The following is a 23,672-nucleotide window of genomic DNA, read 5'->3' as shown; positions in this document are numbered from 1 at the left end:
TCTCGCGTCAGCCTATCAACAACGCCGGTGAATGCCGGCGTTGTTGTGTTTGAATCCTACAAGAGAATGATGTTTTGAATTATCAGTTGATCACTACCGATGCCGGATTGCAGCAGGTCTGCGAGCAGGCGAGAAAGCATGCCCAGGTTGCGCTGGACACCGAGTTTGTCAGAACGCGTACCTACTATCCGCAGCTGGGCCTGATCCAGCTTTACGACGGTGAACAACTCTCCCTTATCGATCCTCTGCCGATCAAGCACTGGCAACCGTTTGTCGAGCTGCTGGCCGACACCGCCGTGGTGAAGTTCCTGCATGCCGGCAGTGAAGATCTTGAAGTGTTTCTCAACGCCTTTAAAACGCTGCCGACGCCGATGATCGACACTCAGATCCTGGCGGCCTTTACCGGTCGGCCGCTCTCCTGCGGCTTTGCGACGCTGGTGGCGGAGTACATGAAGGTTGAACTGGACAAGAGCGAGTCGCGCACCGATTGGCTGGCGCGCCCGCTGACTGAAAGACAGTGCGTGTATGCGGCCGCCGACGTGTTCTACCTGCTGCCGATGGCCAAACAGCTGGTGCAGGAGACCGAAGAGGCCGGCTGGACCGCTGCGGCCAATAACGAGTGCTTGCTGCTGTGCCAACGCCGTAGCGAGGCGCTGGCGCCGGAAGTGGCCTATCGCGAAATCAGCAATGCCTGGCAGTTGCGCCCGCGCCAGCTGGGGTGTCTGCAGAAGTTGGCGGAATGGCGGTTGCGCCAGGCGCGCGAGCGCGATCTGGCGGTGAACTTCGTGGTTCGCGAGGAGAACCTGTGGCAGGTGGCGCGCTTTATGCCGTCTTCGCTGGGAGAACTGGATTCGCTGGGCCTGAGCGGGCCGGAGATCCGTTATCACGGCAAAACGCTGTTGGCGCTGGTGGCCGAAGCTGAAGCGCTGGAGGAGTCCGAGTTGCCGGCGCCGTTGGCTAACCTTATCGATCAGCCGGGCTACAAGAAGGTGTTTAAGGACATCAAGGCCGCTATCGCCACCGTCAGCGAGCAAAGCGGGTTGAGCAGCGAGCTGCTGGCATCCCGTCGCCAAATTAACCAATTGTTGAACTGGCATTGGAAACTGAAGGACGGCGAGAGTCGCCCTGAATTAATCAGCGGCTGGCGCGGCGATTTATTAATGGCGCCGTTGCAGGACATCCTGAAAGATTATTAATCGCTGGCTATCACCAGGGCAGGGTAGGGAAACTCTGCTCGGGTGAATATAGGCAGGAAATAATGCGTTGAAGGTAAATCTGGCCAGAATTTACTTTAAACGAGGTGGCGGCAAAGTTAATTGGGAATTGTCCCAAAGGGAAAAATCGATTTTTTGCTGCCGATAATGCTTAATAACTGGATGCACATACAGTTACCCCCTGCATAAAATATACAGGGGGTAATTAATGCGTCGCAATCATTTAGCTGCTTCTTCCGATTCCGGTAATGTCACGTTAAGTTCAAGTACCGAAATATCGTCCCCTTTCTGCTCGAACTGCACATGCAGCATTTCAGGATCGATCTGAATGTATTTGCAAATAACCGCCAGAATATCGCGTTTCAAATCAGGCAGATACGGGGGCTCACTGTCCCCGCGACGACGCTCTGCGACGATAATCTGCAGCCGTTCCTTGGCTATATTGGCTGTCTGTTTTTTGCGGGACAGAAAGAAGTCTAATAAGGCCATGGTTTATCCCCCAAAAAGGCGTTTCAGGAAACCCTTCTTCTCTTCTTCAATGAAGCGGAATGGGCGTTCTTCCCCCAACAAGCGGCAAACGGTATCGTCATACGCCTTACCGGCGTCTGACTCGGCATCCAGAATGACAGGCTCACCCTGGTTGGAAGCACGCAGTACGGACTGGTCTTCCGGGATCACACCCACCAGTGGAATGCGCAGGATTTCCAGCACGTCTTCCATGCTCAGCATGTCGCCACGGCTGACGCGGCCCGGGTTGTAACGGGTCAGCAGCAGGTGTTCCTTGATAGGCGATTCGCCTTTCTCGGCGCGGCGCGATTTGGAGGAAAGGATGCCCAGGATACGGTCGGAGTCGCGTACCGAAGAGACTTCCGGGTTGGTGGTGATGATAGCTTCGTCGGCGAAATACAGCGCCATCAGCGCACCGGTTTCGATACCGGCCGGTGAGTCGCAGACCACGAAGTCAAAATCCATCTCGCCGAGATCGTTGAGGACTTTTTCAACGCCTTCACGGGTTAACGCGTCTTTGTCGCGTGTCTGCGAAGCCGGCAGGATATAGAGGTTTTCAGTGCGTTTGTCTTTGATCAACGCCTGATTCAGCGTGGCGTCGCCCTGAATCACGTTCACGAAATCATAAACTACCCGACGTTCGCAGCCCATGATCAGGTCAAGATTACGCAGGCCGATATCGAAATCGATCACGACGGTTTTCTTGCCTTTCTGGGCCAGGCCGGTAGCGATGGCCGCGCTCGAAGTGGTCTTGCCAACGCCCCCTTTACCCGATGTAACAACAATAATGCGTGCCATGAAATGGATTCCTTGTCAAAAGGGCTTAATTTAAAGGTTGTATGGTTAAAGCGTTATCCAACAGGCTGAGTCGTACGGCCTGCCCGACGTAATCGGACGGGATTTGGTCGCTCAACCAGTACTGCCCTGCGATAGAGACTAGCTCAGCCGCCAGGTGGGTGCAAAAAATCTGACATTGCGTGTCGCCTGACGCGCCTGCCAGCGCGCGACCGCGCATCATGCCGTAGACATGAATGTTGCCGTCGGCAATCAGTTCGGCGCCGGCGCTGACGCTGCTGGTCACGATAAGATCGCAGTTGCGGGCGTAAATCTGTTGGCCGGAACGGACAGGGGTGCTGATGATACGCGTTTTGGCGGGGGCGTTTTCCGCCACCACGGGCGCAGGTGCAGGCTCCGGCGCCGCCATTTTCTGGCCTCTGCCTTCGCTCAGCAACGGCAGCCCGGCACGGGCTATCGCGCGCTTTTGACGCTCATCTCTGCAACCGCTGATACCCACAACGCGCAGACCTGCCGCCGCGACAGCCTGTTGAAGTTCTTTCCAGTTCGCATCGCCATCCAGCGTTGCGACGTTGATAACAACAGGGGCGTTTTTCAGAAAAGCGGGCGCTTGCTCAACTTTTTCCTGTAACGCCTGGCGTATTACCTCGGGCTGCGAATTATGCAAATGAACAACCGATAGGGTAAAACTGCTGCCTTTTAGCTCAATTGGCGATTGTGACATCTATCCTGACTCAGTCTCAGCAACTTTAAATCCCCGGAATACCACTCGGGGTGCGATATTCCGATGTACTATAAGCATGTTATAGTCAGAGTTATATCCAGGCAAGACGCTCCCTCAATTAAATAGAGTTAAAAAAATGCTTTGTGTGATCTATAGAAGCCCGAAACGCGATCAAACTTATCTTTATGTCGAAAAAAAAGACGATTTCTCTCGTGTGCCGGAAGCGCTGATGAAAAGTTTCGGCGTACCGCAATTCGCCATGATGCTTTCACTCGATGAACGCAAGAAATTGGCCTCGGCGGATATCGAAAAGGTGAAACAGGCGCTGAAAGATGAAGGTTATTACCTGCAGTTCCCGCCGCCGGTGGAAAACCTGCTCAATCAGCATTTGGCGGGCGACAAGGCCTGAGACCGCCGCCACGGTCAGGGGAGGCATGATGACACGTTCGGCGAGAAGTACCGCGTTGGCCGTTTGGCTGGCGCTGGGCGGTGCGATGATGCCGGGCGCACCGCAGGCGGCGCAGGAGACGATGCTGGCGACCAGCGGGCGCGATCCGGCGCAGTTCCCGGCGTATGTCGAGCAACTGAAGCGCCGGGCGCGGGAACAGGGCATCAGTCAGGCCACCCTTGACCGCGCCTTTGCGCAAATCCATTTCGTCGATCGGGTGATCAAGGCCGATCGCAATCAGCCGGAGCAGAAGATCACTTTGGACGATTATCTGCGGCGGGTGATGTCGCCCGCCAAGGTGCGGCAGGGGCGCGAACTGTACCGGCAGCGCCATGCGCAATGGCTGCGGGCCAGCGAACGCTATCGGGTGCCGGGGCGTTATATCATCGCGCTGTGGGGCATGGAGAGCGCCTATGGCAAGATCCAGGGGCGGGAGGACGTGGTGTCCGCGCTGGCGACGCTGGCGTTCGAAGGGCGCCGCGAGGCCTTTTTCAGCCGGGAGCTGCTGGCGGCGTTGCAGATAGTCGAACAGGGGCACGTTGGCGATACGCCACTGAAAGGGTCCTGGGCCGGCGCGATGGGGCAATGTCAGTTTATGCCAAGCTCCTTCCTGCGCTATGCGGCGGACGGCGACGGTGACGGACGCATCGATATCTGGAATAACATTGACGACGTTTTCGCGTCCACGGCCAGCTACCTGTCCAAAGAGGGCTGGCAGCCCGGCATCGGTTGGGGGCGCGAGGTCAAACTGCCCGCCGGCTTCAATCGAGCCGAACTGGGCCTGAAAGACGCGCAGGCGCGCAGCGTCAACGACTGGCAGAAACGCGGCGTGCGCCGTGCGGATGGCCGCGCGTTGCCGCACGCCGTGCAGCGCGGCTGGATCATCGCGCCGGATGATCTGCAGGGGCGGACCTTCCTGGTCTATGATAATTTCCGCACCCTGATGCACTGGAATCGCTCTTACTATTTCGCTATCGCCGTGGGTATGATGGCAGACGCGATCGGGCATTGATCCGGTACACCAATAATCGGCTTGGCGCGCCAAGCCTCTACAGTTTGGGAGAAGCGGTATGTATCAACATAGAGACTGGCAGGGTTCGCTGCTCGATTTCCCGGTGAACAAGGTGGTCTGCGTCGGCAGTAACTACGCCGATCACATCAAGGAAATGGGCAGTGCGGTGTCCGTCGAGCCGGTGGTGTTTATCAAACCGGAGACGGCGCTGTGCGATATCCGCCAGCCGGTGGCCATCCCTAAAGAGTTTGGTTCAGTGCACCATGAGGTAGAGCTGGCGGTACTGATCGGCACGCCGTTGAAACAGGCCAACGAAGATCGCGTGGCGCGTGCGATTGCCGGTTACGGCGTGGCGCTCGATCTGACGCTGCGCGATCTGCAAGCCGGTTTTAAAAAGGCCGGTCAGCCGTGGGAAAAGGCCAAGGCCTTCGACGGGTCTTGTCCGATGTCAGGGTTTATCCCGGTGGCGGAATTCGGCGATCCGCAAAACGCCGAGCTGTCGTTGACCGTCAACGATCAACTGCGCCAGCAGGGCAATACGCGTGACATGATCACGCCGATCCTGCCGCTAATCAGCTACATGAGCCGTTTCTTCACGCTGCGCGCCGGCGACATCATCCTGACCGGCACGCCGCAGGGCGTAGGCCCGATGGCTTCCGGCGACATGCTGAAAATCAGTCTGAACGGTAAAGCGCTCAGCACCCGGGTGATCTGATCGCTGTTGGCCGCCGGCATCGTCGGCGGCAAAACTTGCATCTCGCGGCTAAAATGTCTATATAGTCCCCCCTCGAACCTGTGCGCAGGTGAGTTATCCATTTACCGAAACCGGACGCTAACATGTCACAACTCGCTTTTTGGCAACAGAAAACGCTGGCGGAAATGTCAGAACAAGAGTGGGAATCGCTGTGCGACGGGTGCGGGCAATGCTGTTTGAATAAGCTGATCGACGAAGATACCGACGAGATTTATTTTACCAACGTAGCCTGCAACCAGCTCAACATCAAATCCTGCCAATGCCGTAACTACGAGCGGCGCTTCGAGCTGGAAGAGGACTGCATCAAACTGACGCGCGAAAACCTCACCACCTTCGATTGGTTGCCGCCGACCTGCGCCTATCGCCTGATCGGTGAGGGCAAGCCGCTGTTCCCCTGGCACCCGTTGCTGAGCGGCTCCAAGGCGGCGATGCACGGTGAGCGCATCACGGTGCGGCATATCGCGGTGCGCGAGAGCGAAGTGGTGGACTGGCAGGACCATATCCTCAACAAGCCGGACTGGGCCAGATAACGCCGGACCCCTTGCGCAGCAAGACGCGTTTTCATGCAAGAGGGCGGCGTGTCAGGACACGCCGCCCTCTGCAATTGCGCTAACCGGCAGACGTGAGGTTATGGCATAAGCCGTCACTTCACTCTTTTTTGTCGCGGCGGCGCCAGTTGGCCAGATTTTTCAGCGGCTGCTTCACGTAAGGGCTGGCTTTAATCAGGCTGAACAGCAGTTTATTTACCGCCGTCCCCACTTTGTCCATCGGCCGGTCGATATCGAGAAACAGCACCGCACGCAGTTCGTCGGTATCATTGCGCACCTCGTGTTCATAAGAGTCATCAAACAAAATGACCTTGCCTTCATCCCAGTGCAGGATCTGATCGTCGACGCGGATCCAGAGCTTTTCCCGATCCTTTGGCACGATCAATCCCAAATGCGCGCGCACCACGGCACGAGTCGGGCCTTTGTGGGGGACGATGTGATAGTGCGGCTTAAGGATCGAAAACATGGCAGTGCGCATGCCGGGGATCTCGCTGACCGCCCGTGCGGTGTGCGGACAAATGGCGCAGTTCTCATCAACGCGCTGCCCGTAGACAAATAGCCCGAAGGTTTTCCAATTATCCCCTTTGGAGATGCGTTTCTGATCCGGTGATATTTGGTGGAACGCGGGGATGTCCTCCGGGTGCTCCAGTAACCGATCCAACTCTTGGCGAATGGCAGGCCAACGGGCTTCCAGCGCCGTCACCCAATTAAATTCATGATTACCGATCCGCGGCGTAGTGGAGATGAGCGAATGGCGAGTCTGAAATTCGCCGTTCCAGCGCAGGAATTTTTTCCCTGCTTTGAGCAGCATGCGCCGCAGGAACGGGCGCTGAGACGTGGGGGGAAAGGTGCTATCCGGCATAAATCGTGTCCTTGATATCATTGGCCTACTGCATTCAGCATAAGGAAAGAATCACGAACGATTTTAATCATTAGTGCGCGAGCGATGGCCGATGAGTGATACCGCGCAGAGTTAAATTTGAATGATTTATTTAAAGGCAGCGGGGACTGACGGTTGGGGGGAGAAGGAAAAAAGCCCCTGCAAAGATGAGGGGCAAGACACACAACAACACCAGGGAAATCGGTAGTACTCACTTTGCCGATACTATAAGGATTTTATGGGCAAACTTCACCAAAATATTGTGCTCTGAATGTGACAAAGACGCAGCCGTTCATAAATAACGGTAATTTATTGATGCCCGCAGGCCGTGAGGAAAGTGCCTGCACAGCATGTGTTGGCCCGCTGGCAACGCAGAAGTTTAATGTTATGTAAATTACGCGCTTAATCGAGCCAGGATGCTTCTTTTTAAACGATAAGTTGGGTAATTTGGCCGCTCTCCCGCAAGTTCGAGAGCATAACAATGAAAATGGTCCGTCTGTTTGCCGTAGCTGGGGCACTGATCGTGCTCGTTTACTTCCTTACACATACCTGAAATGGGGTTATCTCTGAATTCAACAGTAATACCCTAAAAAAACGGCGCCCTGAGGCGCCGTTTTTTGTTTGTTGGCCTATCAGCGGCCGAACAAATCGCGGCGGCGTGGGCGAACAAATTGCGCGATCAGCACAATCAGCGCCACCAGCAGATAGGCACCGAAGATACCCACCAGCCACTGTGGCATTTCCAGCGTCAGGAACTGCCATTGACGCACGGAACAGTCACCGGAAGCGTGGAACACCGCAGGCAGCCATTTATCCAGCGGCAGCCAGGACGGGAAGCTGACGAAGAAATCGCAGGTATTGAACGGCGAGGGGTGCAGTTGGATCATGGTGTGTTTCCACGCCAGCTGTACGCCTTCCCAGGCGCTGTAGATCCACAGCAGGATCGCCACATAGCGCAGCGGCGTTTTCGGCGCGATGGCGCCCACCAGTGAGGCGCCGAGGATGCCGAACAGCGCGCAACGCTCGTAAATGCACATGACGCAGGGCTGCAGCAGCATAACGTGCTGGAAATAGAGCGCGACCAGTTCCAACACCAACGCTGTCAGGGCCATCAGCAGCCAGGCGCCGCGTCCTTGTGAACAGCGGTTAAAGAATTGCAACATATCTAGATTCTTCCATGCAGTAAGCAATTGAACCGGCAGTGTAAACCAATTCCCCCTCGCTGCCAGCCACCTGGGCCGGTTTCAGCGTAAAAATAGTCGGTTTACCCTGCCGGCGCCGCATCAGTGGCCGATGGCGTCGACAGGCGGCAGCGTCAGCCAGTGCCACTGTGTCAACAGTTCGGTCGCCGGCTCCAGCGTGAACTGTACGCACAGCAGGCCGACCACGGTCAATACGATCGTATAAGGCAGGGCCATCCACACCATGCGGCCATACGACAGACGCACCAGCGGCGCCAAGGCCGACGTCAAAAGGAACAGGAACGCCGCCTGGCCGTTAGGGGTCGCGACCGAAGGCAGGTTGGTGCCGGTATTGATGGCGACCGCCAACAGTTCGAACTGTTTCAGCGCAATGGCGCCGGTTTCCAGCGCGGTGCGCGCTTCGTTGATGTAAACCGTGCCGACGAATACGTTGTCGGAAACCGACGACAGCAGACCGTTGAACAGGTAGAACAGCGAAAGCTGAGAAGCGGGCTCGGCGCGCAGTACAAACTGGATCACCGGGCTGAACAGGTGTTGCTCAATGATCACGGCCACCACGGTGAAAAATACCGTCAGCAGGGCGGTGAACGGCAGCGCCTCCTGGAACGCTTTGCCGATGGCGTGTTCGTCGTTCACGCCGCACAGCGATGTGGCGAGAATGATGACCGACAGGCCGATCAGCCCGACTTCCGCCAGGTGGAAGGCCAGCGCCAGCACCAGCCAAACGCCGATCAGCGCCTGCATCACCAGCTTGAGCCTTTCTTGCTTGCTGCGGCCTGCGGTGGCCTTGCGATCATACTCTTTCAGCACCTCACGCACCGCTTCCGGCAGTGGCGTGCCGTAGCCAAACAGGCGAAAACGCTCTACCAGCCAGCAGACCAGCAGGCCGCATGCCAGCACCGGCAAAGTGACCGGCGCCATCCGCAGGAAGAAGTCGATAAAGCCCCAGCCCGTGCTTTTGGCGATGATCAGGTTCTGTGGCTCGCCCACCATGGTCATGACTCCGCCGAGCGCGGTGCCGACGCCGGCGTGCATCAGCAGGCTGCGCAGAAAGGCGCGGAATTGCTCCAGCGTCTGCTTGCGCTCTTCGCCGGTGAAATCGCTGTCATCGCCGATGTCGCCGTCGGAGCGGTTCGACGTCACATTGTGATAGATGGAATAGAACCCCGTGGCGACGCTGATCACTACCGCGACGACCGTCAGCGCATCGAGGAAGGCGGAAAGGAAAGCGGCCGCTAGGCAGAACGCCAGCGACAGCAGCGTTTTCGAGCGGATATTGAGCAGCAGCTTGGTGAACACGAACAGCAGCAGTTGCTTCATAAAGTAGATGCCGGCCACCATAAAGACCAGCAGCAGCAGCACGTCCAGATTATGTTCGATTTCCTGCGAAACCTGCGCCGGGCTGGTCATGCCGATGGCCACGGCCTCCAGCGCCAGCAGGCCGCCCGGCAGCAGCGGGTAACATTTCAACGCCATCGCCAGGGTAAAGATGAACTCGATCACCAACAGCCAACCCGCGAGAAACGGGCTGGCGAAAAAGAACACCAGCGGGTTGATCGCTAGGAAAATGAGAATGGTCAGTTTGTACCAGTCGGGAGATTGCCCCAGGAAGTTTTTGAGCAGGGCGCTGCGCAAGGTTGTTTCCATTGTCCTTTATGCATCCTTAAATCAGTCGTAGCACGTACCCTAACAACGCGGCGGGGGCGGGCGCAACCGGAGCTTGTTTTACGGCGGCAAATTTCTCAGGGCCGGTGTTTTTGCGCGTTTTTTGCCACTTTATGCACACTTTCGTTTATTGTTTTTCGCTCACGCTATGTCATGTCTGTGTGATCTGGTATGATGAGCTGATTACTTTTACTGATTTTATCGTCGCAACGGAACGTCAAACACATGGTCATAAAGGCGCAGAGTCCTGCCGGTTTCGCGGAAGAGTACATTATTGAGAGTATTTGGAATAATCGCTTCCCCCCTGGCTCTATTTTGCCCGCGGAGCGTGAGCTTTCGGAGTTGATTGGCGTCACGCGCACCACGTTACGTGAAGTGTTGCAACGTCTTGCCCGCGATGGCTGGTTGACCATTCAGCATGGTAAACCGACCAAAGTGAACAATTTCTGGGAAACGTCCGGCCTCAATATCCTTGAGACCGTGGCTCGTCTCGATCACAAAAGCGTCCCGCAGCTGATCGATAACCTGCTGTCCGTGCGTACCAATATCGCATCGATCTTTATTCGCGCTGCGGTGCGCAATCATCCTGAGCAGGCGCAGGAAGTGCTGGCGAAAGCCGCCGAGGTGGAAGATCAGGCGGATGCCTTCAATGTCCTGGACTATGAGATCTTCCGTGGTCTGGCGTTCGCTTCCGGCAACCCGATCTATGGCCTGATTTTCAACGGCCTGAAAGGGCTGTACACCCGCGTGGGCCGTTACTACTTCTCCAACCCGGAAGCGCGCAAGCTGGCGCTGACTTTCTACAGCAAGCTGTCTACGCTTTGCCATGAGAAGCTGTACGACCAGGTGATGGACACCGTGCGCAACTACGGTAAAGACAGCGGGGCGATTTGGCAGAGCATGCAGGGCACCATGCCGAGCGATCTGACCGAAGCGCGCCGCTGATGCCGCGCGAATGACATAATAAGGGCGCCGTGTTGGCGCCCTTTGTCGTTATGGCGGTTACAGCGGCGTAGGCCGCGGCGGGCAGCGGTCGAGCAATTCCACGCTGCCGTCTTCGTTTTGCTGCTCGAGGATCACGTCGAAGCCCCACAGGCGATGCAGGTGCTTCAACACGTCGCGGCGGCTCTTATCGAGCGGCGCGCGCTCCTGCGGGATGTAGCGCAGCGTCAGCGAACGGTCGCCGCGCAGGTCTACGTTCCAGATCTGAATGTTCGGCTCGTGGTTGCTCAGATTGTATTGAGCCGACAGCTCCTGGCGGATTGCCCGGTAGCCCGCTTCGTTATGGATCGCGGCAATTTCCAGGTAGTTGTTGCGATCGTCGTCCAGCACGGTAAACAAGCGGAAGTCGCGCATCACTTTGGGCGACAGGAACTGGCTGATAAAGCTCTCATCCTTAAAGTCGCGCATGGCGAAGTGCAACGTGTCCAACCAGTCTTTACCGGCGATGTCCGGGAACCAGTAGCGATCTTCCTCGGTCGGCGATTGGCAGATGCGCTTGATGTCCTGGAACATGGCGAAGCCCAGCGCGTAGGGGTTGATGCCGTTATAGTATGGGCTGTTGTACGGCGGCTGATAAACCACGTTGGTGTGGCTGTGCAAAAACTCCAGCATGAACCGCTCGGTCACCCGGCCTTCGTCGTAAAGATGGTTAAGGATGGTGTAGTGCCAGAAGGTCGCCCACCCCTCGTTCATTACCTGGGTCTGTTTTTGCGGGTAGAAATATTGGCTGACTTTGCGCACGATGCGCAGCACCTCACGCTGCCACGGTTCCAGCAGCGGCGCATTCTTCTCGATAAAATAGAGGATATTTTCCTGCGGTTCGCTCGGATATCGGCGCGCCTGCTCAGGCGACTCTTCGCGCTCGACGCGTGGCAGGGTCTTCCACAGCGTATTCACCTGGCTTTGCAGATACTCTTCGCGGCTTTTCTGGCGCGCTTTTTCTTCCACCAAAGAGATTTTTTGCGGGCGTTTGTACCTGTCGACCCCGTAGTTCATCAGCGCATGGCAGGAGTCCAGCAGCCGTTCCACTTCTTCGACGCCGTAGCGTTCTTCGCACTGGCTGATGTAGTGGCGAGCAAACAGCAGGTAATCGACGATGGAGCTGGCGTCGGTCCAACTGCGGAACAGGTAGTTATTCTTGAAGAACGAGTTGTGGCCATAGCAGGCGTGCGCCATCACCAGCGCCTGCATGGTGATGGTGTTCTCCTCCATCAGGTAGGCGATGCAGGGATTGGAGTTGATGACGATTTCATACGCCAGCCCTTGCTGGCCCTGTTTGTAGCGCTGCTCGGTTTCGATGAATTTTTTGCCGAAGGACCAATGGGTATAGTTGATCGGCATGCCGACGCTCGAATAGGCGTCCATCATCTGTTCTGAGGTGATCACCTCGATCTGATGGGGGTAGGTGTCGAGCCGGTAATGCTTGGCGACGCGGTCGATCTGCTCCAAATACACCTGCAGCAGTTCGAACGTCCAGTCCGGTCCATCGCTCAGACGTTTATCATCCTTAACCTTGTCATGTGTTGAAGTAGTCATCAGCGCACCCTCATTATTCACGGGCCTTGCTCAAACGGCAGACCCTGTAACAAGCATAGTTCAAGTCATAATTAACCATTGCAAATCAGTGAAATAAAAATGCCGGTACGCAAAGGAGCGAACGGCGGTCGATCCGGCGCCCGTCCCGGCAGAAGGCGGTGCAACACCGCGCATCTTCTCCGAGTATAGCCCTGCGGCAGGGGCGTGCAACACATTGCCTGCTGTGCGACAGGGATTGAAAACTGTTATGTTATATTGTAACTTTTCATTTTTCTCAATAACGGACAAGGAGCGCGTTTTGACGAGGCATTTGGGCAAATTGGCAGTGGCGCTGGCGGCGCTGTTCATCAGTGGGCAAACGTTGGCTCACGGGCATCATTCACATGGCAAGCCGCTGACGGAAGTGGAAAAAAATGCGGAGGGAGGCGTGTTCGACGATAAGGACGTCAAAGATCGCGACCTGGCTGATTGGGAGGGCGTATGGCAATCCGTGTATCCGTATCTGATCAATGGGGATCTTGACCCGGTGTTCAAGAAGAAAGCGGCGCAGGATAAGAGCAAAACCTTCGCAGAGGTGAAGGCGTATTACCGCAAAGGTTACGCCACCGATGTGGATACCATTGGCATTGAGAACGGTATCATGGAATTTCACCGTGGCGACCAATCCAGCGCCTGTCAGTACAAGTACGCCGGGCATAAGATCCTGACGTATGTCTCCGGTAAGAAAGGCGTGCGTTATCTGTTCGAGTGCCAGGATGCCGACAGCCAGGCGCCGAAATTCGTACAGTTCAGCGATCACATTATCGGGCCGCGCAAATCGGCGCATTTCCATATCTTTATGGGCAACACGTCGCAGGAGGCGTTGCTGAAAGAGATGGATAACTGGCCGACCTACTACCCATTCCAGCTGCAGACCAAAGAAGTCGTGGATGAGATGCTGCATCATTGATGCTTCTCTCTTCTGCCACCACAAGCCCGCACGCGTGGGCTTGTGGTCAGTCGAACGGCCTGATTTGCAGGTAATCGTCCGTGACGTCCATTTCAAATAGCGTTTCATCCGCCAATAAAGTGGCGCGCATGCGATCCCGAGCCGCTCGGTACCGTTCATCCAGCTGAATATCACCGGCGTTTTCCCATGCCGAGCGGCTTGGCCACTGCGCATAGCCGATATATTTGCCGTTCACCTCCCGATGCAGGCGCGAGCCCAGGCTGCCGCGTTGCTGATAGATGCCCTGCGTCAATTCAAGCCAGGCCTGGCGAAAAGCGTGTTCGTGTCCGGTTTTGACTGAGAACTGATAGAGAGCGATGAACATGCGAGGTTCTCCTGAATAGCGACAGTATGAACTCTAGGCGCGGCTGGGGGCTTGAACGTTCATATCGTGCTGCAGCGAAAACAAGATGGCGCCACAGTGAACGCCGCTTTATTCCAACAGTAAAAATAAGGCTATTAAGGGCTGAAAATTTACGCGATTTTTCTGCTGCAGCGGGTGGTGCCGTTATTTGCCAGTTGTTTTGGTATTTTTTGTTTTTGTGGTTTTTTATTCTATTTATAGGTTGGCTGATATTTTTATATTCTGTTAAATCCATGTTGCTTATCACGCCAATTTTCCATGACATCAATGATAGCAATGCTAGCGAATCAGGGGTGACCTCGCGCCATAAACCCCCTTAAACCGTATCTTATCGCTATTTTCTGGCGGCTATTGCAAATGCGCGGGCCATCGACGATAAATTAATTGTGAATATTGTCACGTTTGATGACGAAGTTGTTGGACGGATTTTTTCACTGAGTTAATTTCCTGTTAGCAGAAGATTGTGCTTTGTGAAGCCTTGGGCTGGAGTCAGCGATGCGAGTGGTAATTTTAGGTAGTGGAGTGGTGGGCGTAGCCAGTGCCTGGTATTTGGCGAAGGCTGGGCATGAGGTGACGGTGATCGATCGTCAGCCCGGCCCGGCACTGGAAACCAGCGCGGCGAACGCCGGGCAGATTTCACCGGGCTATGCCGCTCCCTGGGCGGCGCCGGGCGTGCCGCTGAAGGCCATTAAGTGGATGTTCCAACGCCATGCGCCGCTGGCGATCCGTCTCGACGGCAGCAGCTTCCAGTTGAACTGGATGTGGCAGATGCTGAAAAACTGCAACACCGAACACTACATGACCAACAAAGGCCGCATGGTGCGCCTGGCGGAATACAGCCGCGACTGCATCAAGGCGCTGCGGCAGGAAACCGGCATCCAGTACGAAGGCCGTCAGGGCGGCACGCTGCAGCTGTTCCGCACCCAACAACAGTTCGAAAACGCCGCGAAAGATATTGCGGTATTGGAAGATGCCGGAGTGCCTTACCGATTGCTGGAGGCCGGCCAACTCGGTAGCGTTGAGCCTGCGCTGGCGCAGGTGGCGCACAAGCTGACCGGCGGCCTGCAGTTGCCGAACGACGAAACCGGCGATTGCCAACTGTTTACGCAACAGTTGGCGAAGATGGCTGAGCAGGCGGGCGTGACCTTCCTGTTCAACCGCAGCGTCGACCGTCTGTTGGTGGAGGGGGACAAGATCGCCGGCGTACAGTGCGGCGAGGAAGTGTTCAAAGCCGATAGCTATGTGGTGGCGTTCGGTTCGTACTCCACGGCGCTGCTGCGCGGCCTGGTGTCTATTCCGGTTTACCCGCTGAAGGGCTATTCGCTGACGATCCCTATCGTCGATGAGGCGGCGGCACCATTCTCTACGGTTCTGGATGAGACGTATAAAATCGCCATCACGCGCTTCGACCAGCGCATTCGCGTCGGCGGCATGGCGGAGATCGTCGGTTTCAATACTCAGCTGGAGCAAAAGCGGCGAGAAACGCTGGAGATGGTGGTGCGCGATCTCTACCCGAACGGCGGCAGAGTGGAAGACGCGACGTTCTGGACCGGCCTGCGCCCGATGACGCCGGACGGCACGCCGATCGTCGGCCGCACCTCGTTGAAAAACCTGTACCTCAACACCGGGCATGGCACGCTCGGCTGGACCATGGCCTGCGGTTCCGGGCAGTTGTTGTCCGATCTGATGTCCGGCATTACGCCGGCAATCCCTTCCGATGACCTGGCGGTGGCGCGTTACAGCGCCGGATTTCGCCAGCAACACGCGGTTCCGCTGAACGACGTGCATCCCGCACGTTAATCGTCGACGCTGTCATAGACTTTTTCGGCCACGCGCAGGCGCGCGTGGCCGCTGTACGCTGCCCCAAGGAGAAGCGATGCCCCGCCCGATAACCGCCACGATGCATCTCGGCGCAATTGAAAACAACCTGCAGGTGGTGCGCCGTTTCGCCCCCGGCGCCAAAGTCTGGGCGGTGGTCAAGGCCAACGCCTATGGCCACGGCATCAAACACGTTTGGCGCAGCATGGCGCAAACCGACGGCTTCGCCATGCTGGATCTGGCCGAAGCGGTGCTGCTGCGCGAGTCCGGTTGGCAGGGGCCGATCCTGTTGTTGGAAGGCTTCTTCCAGCGGCAGGATCTGGCCTTGCTCGATCGTTATCGCCTGACGACGGCGGTGCACAGCGACTGGCAACTGGCGGCGATCGCCGACGCGAAGCTGAGTGCGCCGCTTGATGTCTATCTGAAAGTGAACAGCGGCATGAATCGGCTGGGGTTTGCGCCCGAGCGCCTGCATGAGGTGTGGCGCAGGGCGCAGGCTGTCGCCAATATTGCCGAGCTTACGCTGATGAGTCACTTCGCCACCGCCGACGGGCCGGAAGGCGTAACTCAGCAGATGGCCACCATCGAGGCGGCGGCGGCCGATGTACCGCTGCCGCGTTGCCTGGCCAACTCGGCAGCTACGCTGTGGCATCCTGCGACCCACGGCAGCTGGGTGCGCCCTGGGATCATTCTCTATGGCGCTTCGCCGAGCGGATGCTGGAACGATATCGCATCGACGGGGTTGCAGCCGGCGATGACGCTGAGCAGCGAGATCATCGGCATTCAGCAGCTGAAGTCTGGCGATCGCGTGGGCTACGGTGGCCGTTACAGCGCAGCCGGCGCGCAGCGTATCGGCGTGGTGGCCTGCGGTTATGCCGACGGCTATCCGCGTCATGCGCCGACCGGAACGCCGGTATGGGTCGATGGCGTGTTGACGCGCACCCTGGGAACGGTATCGATGGATATGCTGGCGGTGGATTTGACGCCCTGTCCCCACGTTGAACTGGGCGCCGAGGTGGAGCTGTGGGGAAAACGCCTGCCGGTGGACGAGGTGGCCACGGCGGCAGGGACGTTAGGCTATGAACTGTTGTCGGCGTTGGCGGCACGCGTGCCGGTTGTTACCGAAGCCTGAGCCGCGGCTCAGGCGACTTTTCTGATCTGTCCTTTAATCTGCTTGCTGAGCCGCCGCGCGTGCAGCGCCAGCAGGCAGCCCGCCAGCATGACCAAGGCCAGCGACAGCTTCGGTTGCAGCGGCAGCGCCATCGCCAGCAGCCCCAGCGCGGCGCCCCCGGCCATCTGTACGAAACCGACCAGCGCGGACGCGACGCCGGCCTCATTGGAGTACGGTTCCAGCGCATAGCTGGTGGCCGGGCCCATCACGAACGCCAACCCGGCGCAGGCGCTGGCGACCGGCAGCATATACGCCAGCCAGTGCGCTTGCGCCGCCGCGGGAAGCCACATGACGCCCAGCAGCAGGCCCAGGCAGCCCAACCCCATCAAAATGCCGCCGGTCGCCAGACAAACCGGACGGCCGACTTTGTGGATGATGCGGTTAGCGAAGAAGCTGACCAACATGATCCAGAAGCCGTTGGCGCCGAACACCAACGAGAATTGCAGCGGAGTCAGGCCCGCGGTGCCCATCAGCACGTTAGGCGCCAGAGAAACGTAGGTCAGCGCCATGCCCATCGCCCCGGAGTTCACCACCGCAAAAGAGAGGAAACGCCGTTCGCTGAGGATGCGCGCGTATTGGCGCACCGGCAGCCCTTTGACGGGCACGGTGTCGGCGGGGCGAGTTTCCGGCAGGCGCAGCGCGATGAGCACCAACACCAGCAGCGCGTAACCGGCCAGGAACCAAAAGGGCGCGCGCCAGCCGAAGGCTTCGGCGAGCAGGCCGCCGAGCAGCGGCGCCAATGCCGGGATGATGTTCAGCGTGCCGTTGAGAAAGCCGAAGGCGCGGGCGGCGTCGTCGCCATTCAGCCGATCGCGCACGCCGCTGAAGGCGACGACGGCGGTGCAACAGACCGCAACCCCTTGCAACAGGCGCGACGCGATGAAGATCGTCGGGCTGGTGGCCAGCGCCGCCATTGCCGCGCCGATCGTGTAGAGAATAATGCCGGCCAGCGCCACCGGTTTGCGGCCATAGTTATCCACCAACGGACCGGCGATGATTTGACCGAGGCCGAGCACCAGAATAAATAGCGAAATGGTGGATTGGATCAGCGCTTCACTGCTGCCCAGGCCGACGGCGATGGCGGGAATGGTGGGCAGATAGAGATCGATGCCCAATGGGCCGAGCAGCACCAGGCTGAGAAGCAGAAACAGGAACTTTTGCATAGCAGGAAAGGCACGTCCGAGTGACAAAGAGGGCTAGAGTAGAGATTCTGGCGGCAAATGAAAAGGGGCAAAGCGGGTCAGCGCTGCGCTCTCGGGCGGAGATAAAGCGCCGAGACGGTATCGGCCACATAACGGGCCTGATGGCGAGCGTCATCCAACGCGCGATGCGGCATGCCTTCGAACGGACGGGTCTTTTTCGGGTTAAAGCCGTGCAGTTCCGCCAGCGTTATCACCGTGCGCACATCCTGGGTATCCCAGAATTTCCACGGACAGGGCATCTCCAACTGCTGGAAGGCGTGTTCGAGGATCGCGCAGTCGAACTCTTTACCGTTGCCCCAGACCTTTACCGTATCGGTGCTGTTCATATGGATAAAACGGCTGAGACTGCTCAGCACGCGCTTGAGGCTCTCGGTGCCGCCGAAGGCCAGCTTGCGCGCTTCATCGGATTGTTTCGTCCACCAGGCAACCGTGTCCAGGCTTATGGTTCGTCCCGGCTGATCTTTCTGGCTGCTGACGGCGGCCTCGAATTCGGCGCCGAGTTCGCCGGTGCGGGGATCGAAAAACACCGCCGCGACCACCAAAATCACGGCGCTGGGTTTTATATCCAGGGTTTCAATGTCTAACATCAGATGGTGCATCGGCGTTTCCGGTGGTTGGCGTGGTGGCTTAATGTTACTACAGAACGTGCGCCGATGCGGCCAGTGCGCACATGAAATCCTTTTAAAGCGCCTCGTTCAGGTTATGATGCTGGAGATACTCTTGTCAGGTTGGTCGCTATCGGTGAGAACGCTTATCTTTATTTTGTGCATGGTTGGCTACTTGCTGCTGCTGGGCTACCTTAGCGTGTTCGTCACGGACAAGATCTGTGAGAAGGCAGGCAACTACACCAAAATATGCCGCATCGTGGACATTTCAGAGCCCCATATCCCCAGATAGCACCGCGTTTAGCCGAGGTAATCGGTGGTGATCAGCGGGGTCAGGATCGCTGCCAGCGCCGCGAGCGTCATCCATTGCCGCCAGCCTAGGCGAGCCAGCCAGTCATGCCGCTGTGGCGGCGTGGCCAGCTGCCCGACGGCCACGGTGCCGGTCAGCAGCAGCGTCAGAATCAGCAGCACCAGGCCACGGCTCACCAGCGTGAACTCAATGTGCAGCACATTGGCGTAATACAGGCGCATCAGAATAAAATAGCCCAACAAGATCCAGGCGAAAACGACGTTTTTCTTGAGCACCTGTTGCAACATCAGCGCGAGAAACAGGCTGTGAAACAGCGATAGCAGCGGGGCTTCGATCGGATGCCGAACGCAGACGTTGTAGACCGCCATGTAAATGTTGAAAACCAGCAGGATATAGATCACGTAAATATACCAGCCGTAGATCACTTTGAGTTTTTTGGCGCTCGGCGGCAGGGAGAGTGCGTCCGGTTTCATTAGGGCCTCCTGATGACGCCACGCAAACGCTGCAGTTGAAGGCGGCGCGTCGGCATCGTAATTTATAATCCACAGGGTATATATCACCCGAGCGCTAAATGAGAATTAAACGCTGAACCGGCTTTATTCCCGCGTTTGCGCGGAACTATTTTTGGCCCGCAGGGTCGATTGGCGAGCGATCGCCAGGCGATTCTCGCACTGAGATGAAGCAAGCAATACGCTGATATGAAAGATTATAAAAACACGCATGGCACCAGGCTGCTGCTAATATTCACCCTGGCGTTTTACATCCTGTTGCCGCCTGTGCTGACCGCCTGCGTCTTCACCCGTTTCAATCTTAATCCCTTCGCGATCGTCAAATTTTTGCACTTTAATCCGTTCTTCGCCGATCGGGGCATACCCGGTTATCAGACTTTCCTCTACCTGCTGATGCTTTGGTTGGGGGGGAATATTTTACTATGGCTGATGGTATGGGGCGTGGGGCGGCTGTACCGCCGTTGGCGATCGCGGCGCGGCGAATAGTCTACCCCCCAAGTAAAACATTACGCGGGGAAATGGCCTTTCATTTAACAATGCGCCGTATCGTCACTTGTTTCGCCGGTGAGGGGGCAGCGTCGTTGGCCGACCCATTACATTAGCACGGCTGTTTAAAAGCATCCGTGGCGGCACAGCCTGTTAGGGCGTTAGAACAGCGAAAACAGCAAGACGACAGGCAGACTCAACGGCCAGGTTAACCCGATGGTCAGCGCGCTGATGCAACGAATTTTGACGGTGTCCCTGCTTACCAGGTAGGTGAAAATCATTGAAACTAACAGACCAATAAAATAACAGTATTGCGTTGCAACCCACAGCGACGACATGAAACTCGATCCCAGTTGTATTTTTACGCGCGAATTTTAGGAGCTTGGCGGGCGATAATCAATGACCGAAGGCCGTTAATTCATGCCTTTATCCATAAGAATGCATAATTTATTTCTATAAAGAATGTAAGGTTATTAACGGCTTTATGTTTATTACGAAAAGAAATCAACAACATAGTTACCGGTAACATTTTAAGGTTGTCAGCCTGATTTCAGGCGGGAACGGTGTGAAGAAGCAAAATAGTCATTCAGACGTCCGGAAACGCGACGAGGCTATCACTCATAAATTTTATTGATGTTTAAGTGGGCGAGCAGACGAAGGCGAGATCGCGTTGCGCCGGCGAGCTTTGGGTTCTTTTTAGCTGTCGACGGGCGAATGATGGGATAAAAACATGTCGGGGAGAGGGGTTTTTAGCGCATCGTCCGGATGCGCTGCCGGTCAGCCAGGAAGGGGGGGGGTGGTGTTGCTGTAGGTTTAATGAATGTTAAGACCGTAGACGAACAGCCACGAAAACAGCAGCGCCAGCAGGCATGTCATCAATACGATGGAGATCATTTCCTTCACAACTTCATTCCTTTTCCCGATGAACCAAATTTACTTGTCTTTGTTTTTGCGTGGGATTTTAGATCGGTATGGGTAAAAATCCTAGTTTTAATCCCGTTTTTTGCACTGCCGCCACGGCGTACGCTGCCTCGGCAAGTCATGACGACGCCTGTAAACCGAGCGCCTTAACCCGTCGTAGCTATTGTCGAATGCCGCAGTGCTAACTATATAAATGGAGATCGCACGACGTCGCCGGCTGCAAGGCGCGTCCCTGTAGGGCGGCTGTTGATCAGTCTACAGCGCCTCCAAATGAGATGAAGAGGTCGGCAATGAGCACAAAACCAACCATCGTGCTGGTGCACGGATTCTGGGGCGGCGCCGCGCACTGGAGTAAGGTGATTATCGAGTTGTCGCGCAGGGGCTATTCGACGATTCACGCGGTGGAAATGCCGCTGACCTCACTGGCTGAGGATGCGGAACGGGCGCGCAAGATGGTCGCGCAGCAAGCGGGACCGGTATTGTTGGTGGGGCACTCTTACGGTGGCGCGGTGATCACGGAAATGGGCAACCAGCCTAACGTGGTCGGCCTGGTCTACATTGCCGCGTTTGCGCCGGATGCCGGTGAAAGCCCCGGTGGCATTACGCAAGCGCATCCTCCCGCGGCAGTCGCGAATCTGATTCCGGACAGCGACGGTTATCTGTGGATCAAGAACGACAAGTTTCACGAAAGCTTTTGCCAGGATCTTACCGCCGACGAGGCTCTGGTGATGGCGGCGACGCAGAAGGCGCCATTGGCCGATACCTTCGGCAACCCCCTCGGTGAGCCCGCCTGGAAACATAAACCGTCGTGGTATCAACTCTCCAGCGACGACTGCATGATAGCGCCGGAGAACCAACGGCGTATGGCGCAGCGGCTGCAGGCTAAGAAAGTAATGGTGCTGAAGGCCAGTCATGCCTCGCTGGTTTCCCATGCCGATGACGTGGCGGGATTGATTGACGAAGCGGCCGGTTCAAAATAAAACCCGGGCAGAAACGCGCTTCGGGCCAAAAAAGAGGCACCTTGCGGTAAAGGAGTGCTTCGCTTCGCATTAGGGATAAGCGCTGATATCGCTGCCGGAGTTCATTATTAACAGCATAATCAACACCACGACGGCGGCAATAATGGCGTAGATTTCCGCCTTGCGCATATCGATCTAGCGCCCGTTAACGCCGATCATTTCTATTGCCGCGCGATGCAATTTTTGAAAATACTCGTCGTGCTGTTGTTCAACTTCCTGAATAAGACTGGCCAGCAGATTCTGTTTGGTGATCGGTTTGTTGGCGATGAGCACCAGCAGCACGCTTTTGCCGAGCAGGCAGCAGATTTGCTTATGGTATTCATCAACATCATTCTTGTTGAGGCCATAGAGGGTGTAATCGATCATGGTGTCTAACCTGCTGACAGGTAAATTGCCCGCCGAAGCGGGCTGAGAAGCCATAGAAAATAAAATGAGTCAAATTTCGCTTAGGGTGGAACCCGATGCGTGTGTTAACGATAACTGAATGGGAATATTCCCATCAAGACGCATGAGGGAGGATGTGAAGGTTTAGGAATAACCTCAGAAGAAATAATAATAGAGGTCGTCATTCGGGATAATGCGGCTTATTATTTTGCCGGTGAAGGTCAAAATTTATGTGTGAGGGATATATCAGGGTGAAAAATAAACAGCCGGAAAACGGGTTCTCCGGCTGCTATGATTACCGCGATATTATTCACGCGGTCTGTTTGCGGAACAGTTCGCGGAATACCGGATAGATATCGTCCGGTTCGCGGATATGCTGCATGGCGAAGTTGTCGAATTTCGCCTGCAGATCTTCGTATTCGCGCCACAGCGTTTGGTGAGCGCGGCGAGTGATTTCGATGTAGCTGTAGTACCGCACCATTGGCAGGATCTTCTTCGCCAACAGCTCGTGACACAGCGGTGAATCGTCGGCCCAGTTGTCCCCGTCCGACGCCTGCGCGGCGTAGATATTCCATTGCGCCGGATCGTAACGCTCTTCGACCACGTCGTTCATCAGTTTCAATGCGCTGGAGACGATGGTGCCGCCGGTTTCCTGCGAATAGAAGAACTCCTGCTCGTCCACCTCTTTCGCCTGGGTGTGATGGCGAATATAGACCACCTCGACGTTTTTGTAGGTTCGGCTCAGGAACAGATAAAGCAGAATGTAAAAACGTTTGGCCATGTCTTTGGTGGCCTGATCCATCGAACCGGATACGTCCATCAGGCAGAACATCACCGCCTGGCTGGAGGGCTCCGGCCGACGCTCGTAGTTTTTGTAACGCAGATCGAAGGTGTCGATAAACGGCACGCTTTCGATTTTCTTGCGCAGTTCGGCAATCTCTTTGCGCAGCCGCTCTTCTTCCAGCAGTTGCACCGGCTCGGTGTTTTCCAACTGGGTCAGCGCGTCTTCCAGTTCGTGCAACGCGCGCCTTTTACCGGCGGTCATGGCGGTACGCCGCGCCAGCGAGTTTTGCAGCGAACGCACGACGCTGATGTTGGCCGGCACGCCATTGGCGGTATAGCCGGCGCGGTGGGTTTTGAACTCGGTCAGCTGCTTGTACTGATTCTTTTTCAGGTTGGGCAGGGCGAGATCCTCGAACAAAAGATCGAGGTACTCGTCTTTGGATATCTGGAAGACGAACTCATCCTGGCCTTCACCGTCCTGGCTGGCGTTGCCCTGGCCGCCGCCACCGCCTGCGCCGCCCTGAGGCCGTTCGACGCGATCGTTCTGCACGAAGTGGTCATTGCCCGGGTGAACGCGATGGCGCGTGCCGCCGCGCCCCTGATGAAACATCGGTTCGTTGATATCGTCAGTGGGGATAGAGACTGACTCCCCGCTGTCTACGTCGGTGACCGAACGCTTGTTGATGGCTTCGGCAATCGACTGTTTGATTTGCGACTTGTAACGGCGCAAGAAGCGCTGGCGGTTCACCGTGCTCTTGTTTTTGCCGTTCAGCCGCCGGTCAATGAAATAGGCCATACTTCCCCCAAACGACGTTGCCAACTCTT

The 23,672-nt window shown here is 56.6% G+C and carries 26 protein-coding genes; 12 read left to right on the top strand and 14 right to left on the bottom strand.

What is annotated here, in order from left to right:
- The first annotated feature begins 74 nt into the window (after positions 1 to 74).
- The gene (rnd, locus tag ACSBQV_RS05300) at positions 75 to 1,196 is read left to right on the top strand and encodes a ribonuclease D (RefSeq protein WP_046687239.1); all 1,122 of its coding nucleotides are present in this window, start codon (positions 75 to 77) and stop codon (positions 1,194 to 1,196) included.
- Positions 1,197 to 1,433: 237 nt separating this feature from the next.
- Here the strand turns inward: rnd and minE are convergent, their stop codons facing one another.
- Genes minE through minC form a run of 3 tightly spaced genes read right to left on the bottom strand, consistent with a single transcriptional unit; the run spans position 1,434 to position 3,240 of the window.
- Positions 1,434 to 1,703, bottom strand: a complete 270-nt coding sequence (gene minE, locus ACSBQV_RS05295) for a cell division topological specificity factor MinE (protein ID WP_004932303.1) — start codon at positions 1,701 to 1,703, stop codon at positions 1,434 to 1,436.
- A 3-nt stretch (positions 1,704 to 1,706) separates the two neighbouring features.
- Complete coding sequence (minD, locus tag ACSBQV_RS05290; RefSeq protein ID WP_004932300.1) at positions 1,707 to 2,519, bottom strand: septum site-determining protein MinD; 813 nt, start codon at positions 2,517 to 2,519, stop codon at positions 1,707 to 1,709.
- Positions 2,520 to 2,544: 25 nt separating this feature from the next.
- Positions 2,545 to 3,240 carry a septum site-determining protein MinC gene (gene minC / locus ACSBQV_RS05285; RefSeq protein WP_099785873.1) on the bottom strand — a complete coding sequence of 232 codons (696 nt, stop codon included), beginning with the start codon at positions 3,238 to 3,240 and terminating at the stop codon, positions 2,545 to 2,547.
- A 136-nt stretch (positions 3,241 to 3,376) separates the two neighbouring features.
- Between minC and ACSBQV_RS05280 the strand changes: the two genes are divergently transcribed.
- The 4 genes from ACSBQV_RS05280 to ACSBQV_RS05265 all read left to right on the top strand — a co-directional run bounded on the left by ACSBQV_RS05280 (position 3,377) and on the right by ACSBQV_RS05265 (position 5,984).
- Positions 3,377 to 3,649, top strand: coding sequence for a YcgL domain-containing protein (locus tag ACSBQV_RS05280; RefSeq protein WP_033643340.1), 273 nt, complete (start codon positions 3,377 to 3,379; stop codon positions 3,647 to 3,649).
- Positions 3,650 to 3,677: 28 nt separating this feature from the next.
- Positions 3,678 to 4,700 carry a lytic murein transglycosylase gene (locus ACSBQV_RS05275; RefSeq protein ID WP_099786185.1) on the top strand — a complete coding sequence of 341 codons (1,023 nt, stop codon included), beginning with the start codon at positions 3,678 to 3,680 and terminating at the stop codon, positions 4,698 to 4,700.
- A 58-nt stretch (positions 4,701 to 4,758) separates the two neighbouring features.
- Positions 4,759 to 5,415 carry a fumarylacetoacetate hydrolase family protein gene (locus ACSBQV_RS05270; RefSeq protein WP_046896694.1) on the top strand — a complete coding sequence of 219 codons (657 nt, stop codon included), beginning with the start codon at positions 4,759 to 4,761 and terminating at the stop codon, positions 5,413 to 5,415.
- Positions 5,416 to 5,537: 122 nt separating this feature from the next.
- Positions 5,538 to 5,984 carry a YcgN family cysteine cluster protein gene (locus ACSBQV_RS05265; protein ID WP_025159803.1) on the top strand — a complete coding sequence of 149 codons (447 nt, stop codon included), beginning with the start codon at positions 5,538 to 5,540 and terminating at the stop codon, positions 5,982 to 5,984.
- Positions 5,985 to 6,102: 118 nt separating this feature from the next.
- Here the strand turns inward: ACSBQV_RS05265 and ACSBQV_RS05260 are convergent, their stop codons facing one another.
- The 3 genes from ACSBQV_RS05260 to nhaB all read right to left on the bottom strand — a co-directional run bounded on the left by ACSBQV_RS05260 (position 6,103) and on the right by nhaB (position 9,731).
- Positions 6,103 to 6,864 (bottom strand): aspartyl/asparaginyl beta-hydroxylase domain-containing protein, encoded by a 762-nt coding sequence (locus ACSBQV_RS05260; RefSeq protein ID WP_099785871.1) that lies wholly within the window; start codon positions 6,862 to 6,864, stop codon positions 6,103 to 6,105.
- 650 nt (positions 6,865 to 7,514) lie between these two features.
- Positions 7,515 to 8,045: a disulfide bond formation protein DsbB gene (dsbB, locus tag ACSBQV_RS05255; protein ID WP_033643335.1), complete on the bottom strand. Its 531-nt coding sequence runs from the start codon at positions 8,043 to 8,045 to the stop codon at positions 7,515 to 7,517.
- Between the two features lie 120 nt (positions 8,046 to 8,165).
- Entirely contained in the window at positions 8,166 to 9,731 is a 1,566-nt protein-coding gene (nhaB, locus tag ACSBQV_RS05250; protein WP_434991423.1) for a sodium/proton antiporter NhaB, read from the bottom strand.
- 243 nt (positions 9,732 to 9,974) lie between these two features.
- Here nhaB and fadR point away from each other — a divergent pair, with 243 nt between their 5' ends.
- Positions 9,975 to 10,694, top strand: a complete 720-nt coding sequence (gene fadR / locus ACSBQV_RS05245) for a fatty acid metabolism transcriptional regulator FadR (RefSeq protein WP_033643333.1) — start codon at positions 9,975 to 9,977, stop codon at positions 10,692 to 10,694.
- A 57-nt stretch (positions 10,695 to 10,751) separates the two neighbouring features.
- Here the strand turns inward: fadR and ACSBQV_RS05240 are convergent, their stop codons facing one another.
- On the bottom strand, positions 10,752 to 12,287 hold the full coding sequence (locus tag ACSBQV_RS05240; RefSeq protein ID WP_033643331.1) for a SpoVR family protein: 1,536 nt from the start codon (positions 12,285 to 12,287) through the stop codon (positions 10,752 to 10,754).
- Between the two features lie 298 nt (positions 12,288 to 12,585).
- On the opposite strand from ACSBQV_RS05240, the gene zinT reads away from it, so the two are divergent.
- A complete protein-coding gene (gene zinT, locus ACSBQV_RS05235) occupies positions 12,586 to 13,236 on the top strand; it encodes a metal-binding protein ZinT (RefSeq protein ID WP_099785869.1) in 651 nt (216 codons plus the stop codon).
- A gap of 46 nt (positions 13,237 to 13,282) precedes the next feature.
- Here zinT and ACSBQV_RS05230 read toward each other — a convergent pair whose 3' ends face one another.
- Positions 13,283 to 13,600: an antibiotic biosynthesis monooxygenase family protein gene (locus ACSBQV_RS05230; protein ID WP_046687236.1), complete on the bottom strand. Its 318-nt coding sequence runs from the start codon at positions 13,598 to 13,600 to the stop codon at positions 13,283 to 13,285.
- 26 nt (positions 13,601 to 13,626) lie between these two features.
- Between ACSBQV_RS05230 and ACSBQV_RS05225 the strand changes: the two genes are divergently transcribed.
- The 3 genes from ACSBQV_RS05225 to dadX all read left to right on the top strand — a co-directional run bounded on the left by ACSBQV_RS05225 (position 13,627) and on the right by dadX (position 16,589).
- On the top strand, positions 13,627 to 13,959 hold the full coding sequence (locus ACSBQV_RS05225; RefSeq protein ID WP_143557073.1) for a hypothetical protein: 333 nt from the start codon (positions 13,627 to 13,629) through the stop codon (positions 13,957 to 13,959).
- A gap of 175 nt (positions 13,960 to 14,134) precedes the next feature.
- Entirely contained in the window at positions 14,135 to 15,439 is a 1,305-nt protein-coding gene (locus tag ACSBQV_RS05220) for a D-amino acid dehydrogenase (protein ID WP_033643328.1), read from the top strand.
- Between the two features lie 76 nt (positions 15,440 to 15,515).
- Complete coding sequence (gene dadX / locus ACSBQV_RS05215; RefSeq protein ID WP_099785867.1) at positions 15,516 to 16,589, top strand: catabolic alanine racemase DadX; 1,074 nt, start codon at positions 15,516 to 15,518, stop codon at positions 16,587 to 16,589.
- Positions 16,590 to 16,597: 8 nt separating this feature from the next.
- Here dadX and ACSBQV_RS05210 read toward each other — a convergent pair whose 3' ends face one another.
- From ACSBQV_RS05210 to ACSBQV_RS05200, 3 genes are all read right to left on the bottom strand, one after another.
- Positions 16,598 to 17,791 (bottom strand): Bcr/CflA family efflux MFS transporter, encoded by a 1,194-nt coding sequence (locus ACSBQV_RS05210; RefSeq protein ID WP_033650957.1) that lies wholly within the window; start codon positions 17,789 to 17,791, stop codon positions 16,598 to 16,600.
- A gap of 77 nt (positions 17,792 to 17,868) precedes the next feature.
- Positions 17,869 to 18,429, bottom strand: a complete 561-nt coding sequence (locus ACSBQV_RS05205; protein WP_099785865.1) for a 3'-5' exonuclease — start codon at positions 18,427 to 18,429, stop codon at positions 17,869 to 17,871.
- A 306-nt stretch (positions 18,430 to 18,735) separates the two neighbouring features.
- On the bottom strand, positions 18,736 to 19,218 hold the full coding sequence (locus tag ACSBQV_RS05200) for a hypothetical protein (protein ID WP_099785863.1): 483 nt from the start codon (positions 19,216 to 19,218) through the stop codon (positions 18,736 to 18,738).
- A gap of 225 nt (positions 19,219 to 19,443) precedes the next feature.
- Here ACSBQV_RS05200 and ACSBQV_RS05195 point away from each other — a divergent pair, with 225 nt between their 5' ends.
- Positions 19,444 to 19,740, top strand: a complete 297-nt coding sequence (locus ACSBQV_RS05195) for a hypothetical protein (RefSeq protein ID WP_099785861.1) — start codon at positions 19,444 to 19,446, stop codon at positions 19,738 to 19,740.
- 161 nt (positions 19,741 to 19,901) lie between these two features.
- Here the strand turns inward: ACSBQV_RS05195 and ACSBQV_RS05190 are convergent, their stop codons facing one another.
- On the bottom strand, positions 19,902 to 20,078 hold the full coding sequence (locus ACSBQV_RS05190; protein WP_033634815.1) for a GhoT/OrtT family toxin: 177 nt from the start codon (positions 20,076 to 20,078) through the stop codon (positions 19,902 to 19,904).
- A gap of 873 nt (positions 20,079 to 20,951) precedes the next feature.
- On the opposite strand from ACSBQV_RS05190, the gene ACSBQV_RS05185 reads away from it, so the two are divergent.
- Positions 20,952 to 21,641 carry an alpha/beta hydrolase gene (locus ACSBQV_RS05185; RefSeq protein ID WP_099818247.1) on the top strand — a complete coding sequence of 230 codons (690 nt, stop codon included), beginning with the start codon at positions 20,952 to 20,954 and terminating at the stop codon, positions 21,639 to 21,641.
- A 174-nt stretch (positions 21,642 to 21,815) separates the two neighbouring features.
- Here ACSBQV_RS05185 and ACSBQV_RS05180 read toward each other — a convergent pair whose 3' ends face one another.
- Both ACSBQV_RS05180 and ACSBQV_RS05175 read right to left on the bottom strand, forming a co-directional pair.
- On the bottom strand, positions 21,816 to 22,046 hold the full coding sequence (locus ACSBQV_RS05180) for a hypothetical protein (RefSeq protein WP_033643319.1): 231 nt from the start codon (positions 22,044 to 22,046) through the stop codon (positions 21,816 to 21,818).
- 328 nt (positions 22,047 to 22,374) lie between these two features.
- Positions 22,375 to 23,643, bottom strand: a complete 1,269-nt coding sequence (locus tag ACSBQV_RS05175) for a YeaH/YhbH family protein (RefSeq protein WP_033643318.1) — start codon at positions 23,641 to 23,643, stop codon at positions 22,375 to 22,377.
- Positions 23,644 to 23,672 lie beyond the last annotated feature (29 nt).

It is taken from the genome of Serratia sp. B501, from assembly GCF_051172315.1.
GTDB classification, from domain to species: Bacteria; Pseudomonadota; Gammaproteobacteria; order Enterobacterales; family Enterobacteriaceae; genus Serratia; species Serratia ureilytica.
The sequence above is the reverse complement of the archived record's forward strand: the minus strand, read 5'-3'. Positions and strand labels throughout refer to the sequence as shown.

Excerpts from the sequence above, each read along its gene's own strand:
- minE (WP_004932303.1), bottom strand. The coding sequence starts at position 1,703 with ATGGCCTTATTAGACTTCTTTCTGTCCCGCAAAAAACAGACAGCCAAT.
- minD (WP_004932300.1), bottom strand. The coding sequence starts at position 2,519 with ATGGCACGCATTATTGTTGTTACATCGGGTAAAGGGGGCGTTGGCAAG.
- minC (WP_099785873.1), bottom strand. The coding sequence starts at position 3,240 with ATGTCACAATCGCCAATTGAGCTAAAAGGCAGCAGTTTTACCCTATCG.
- ACSBQV_RS05280 (WP_033643340.1), top strand. The coding sequence starts at position 3,377 with ATGCTTTGTGTGATCTATAGAAGCCCGAAACGCGATCAAACTTATCTT.
- ACSBQV_RS05275 (WP_099786185.1), top strand. The coding sequence starts at position 3,678 with ATGACACGTTCGGCGAGAAGTACCGCGTTGGCCGTTTGGCTGGCGCTG.
- ACSBQV_RS05270 (WP_046896694.1), top strand. The coding sequence starts at position 4,759 with ATGTATCAACATAGAGACTGGCAGGGTTCGCTGCTCGATTTCCCGGTG.
- ACSBQV_RS05265 (WP_025159803.1), top strand. The coding sequence starts at position 5,538 with ATGTCACAACTCGCTTTTTGGCAACAGAAAACGCTGGCGGAAATGTCA.
- ACSBQV_RS05260 (WP_099785871.1), bottom strand. The coding sequence starts at position 6,864 with ATGCCGGATAGCACCTTTCCCCCCACGTCTCAGCGCCCGTTCCTGCGG.
- dsbB (WP_033643335.1), bottom strand. The coding sequence starts at position 8,045 with ATGTTGCAATTCTTTAACCGCTGTTCACAAGGACGCGGCGCCTGGCTG.
- nhaB (WP_434991423.1), bottom strand. The coding sequence starts at position 9,731 with ATGGAAACAACCTTGCGCAGCGCCCTGCTCAAAAACTTCCTGGGGCAA.
- fadR (WP_033643333.1), top strand. The coding sequence starts at position 9,975 with ATGGTCATAAAGGCGCAGAGTCCTGCCGGTTTCGCGGAAGAGTACATT.
- ACSBQV_RS05240 (WP_033643331.1), bottom strand. The coding sequence starts at position 12,287 with ATGACTACTTCAACACATGACAAGGTTAAGGATGATAAACGTCTGAGC.
- ACSBQV_RS05230 (WP_046687236.1), bottom strand. The coding sequence starts at position 13,600 with ATGTTCATCGCTCTCTATCAGTTCTCAGTCAAAACCGGACACGAACAC.
- ACSBQV_RS05225 (WP_143557073.1), top strand. The coding sequence starts at position 13,627 with ATGAACTCTAGGCGCGGCTGGGGGCTTGAACGTTCATATCGTGCTGCA.
- ACSBQV_RS05220 (WP_033643328.1), top strand. The coding sequence starts at position 14,135 with ATGCGAGTGGTAATTTTAGGTAGTGGAGTGGTGGGCGTAGCCAGTGCC.
- dadX (WP_099785867.1), top strand. The coding sequence starts at position 15,516 with ATGCCCCGCCCGATAACCGCCACGATGCATCTCGGCGCAATTGAAAAC.
- ACSBQV_RS05210 (WP_033650957.1), bottom strand. The coding sequence starts at position 17,791 with ATGCAAAAGTTCCTGTTTCTGCTTCTCAGCCTGGTGCTGCTCGGCCCA.
- ACSBQV_RS05205 (WP_099785865.1), bottom strand. The coding sequence starts at position 18,429 with ATGCACCATCTGATGTTAGACATTGAAACCCTGGATATAAAACCCAGC.
- ACSBQV_RS05200 (WP_099785863.1), bottom strand. The coding sequence starts at position 19,218 with ATGAAACCGGACGCACTCTCCCTGCCGCCGAGCGCCAAAAAACTCAAA.
- ACSBQV_RS05195 (WP_099785861.1), top strand. The coding sequence starts at position 19,444 with ATGAAAGATTATAAAAACACGCATGGCACCAGGCTGCTGCTAATATTC.
- ACSBQV_RS05190 (WP_033634815.1), bottom strand. The coding sequence starts at position 20,078 with ATGTCGTCGCTGTGGGTTGCAACGCAATACTGTTATTTTATTGGTCTG.
- ACSBQV_RS05185 (WP_099818247.1), top strand. The coding sequence starts at position 20,952 with ATGAGCACAAAACCAACCATCGTGCTGGTGCACGGATTCTGGGGCGGC.
- ACSBQV_RS05180 (WP_033643319.1), bottom strand. The coding sequence starts at position 22,046 with ATGATCGATTACACCCTCTATGGCCTCAACAAGAATGATGTTGATGAA.
- ACSBQV_RS05175 (WP_033643318.1), bottom strand. The coding sequence starts at position 23,643 with ATGGCCTATTTCATTGACCGGCGGCTGAACGGCAAAAACAAGAGCACG.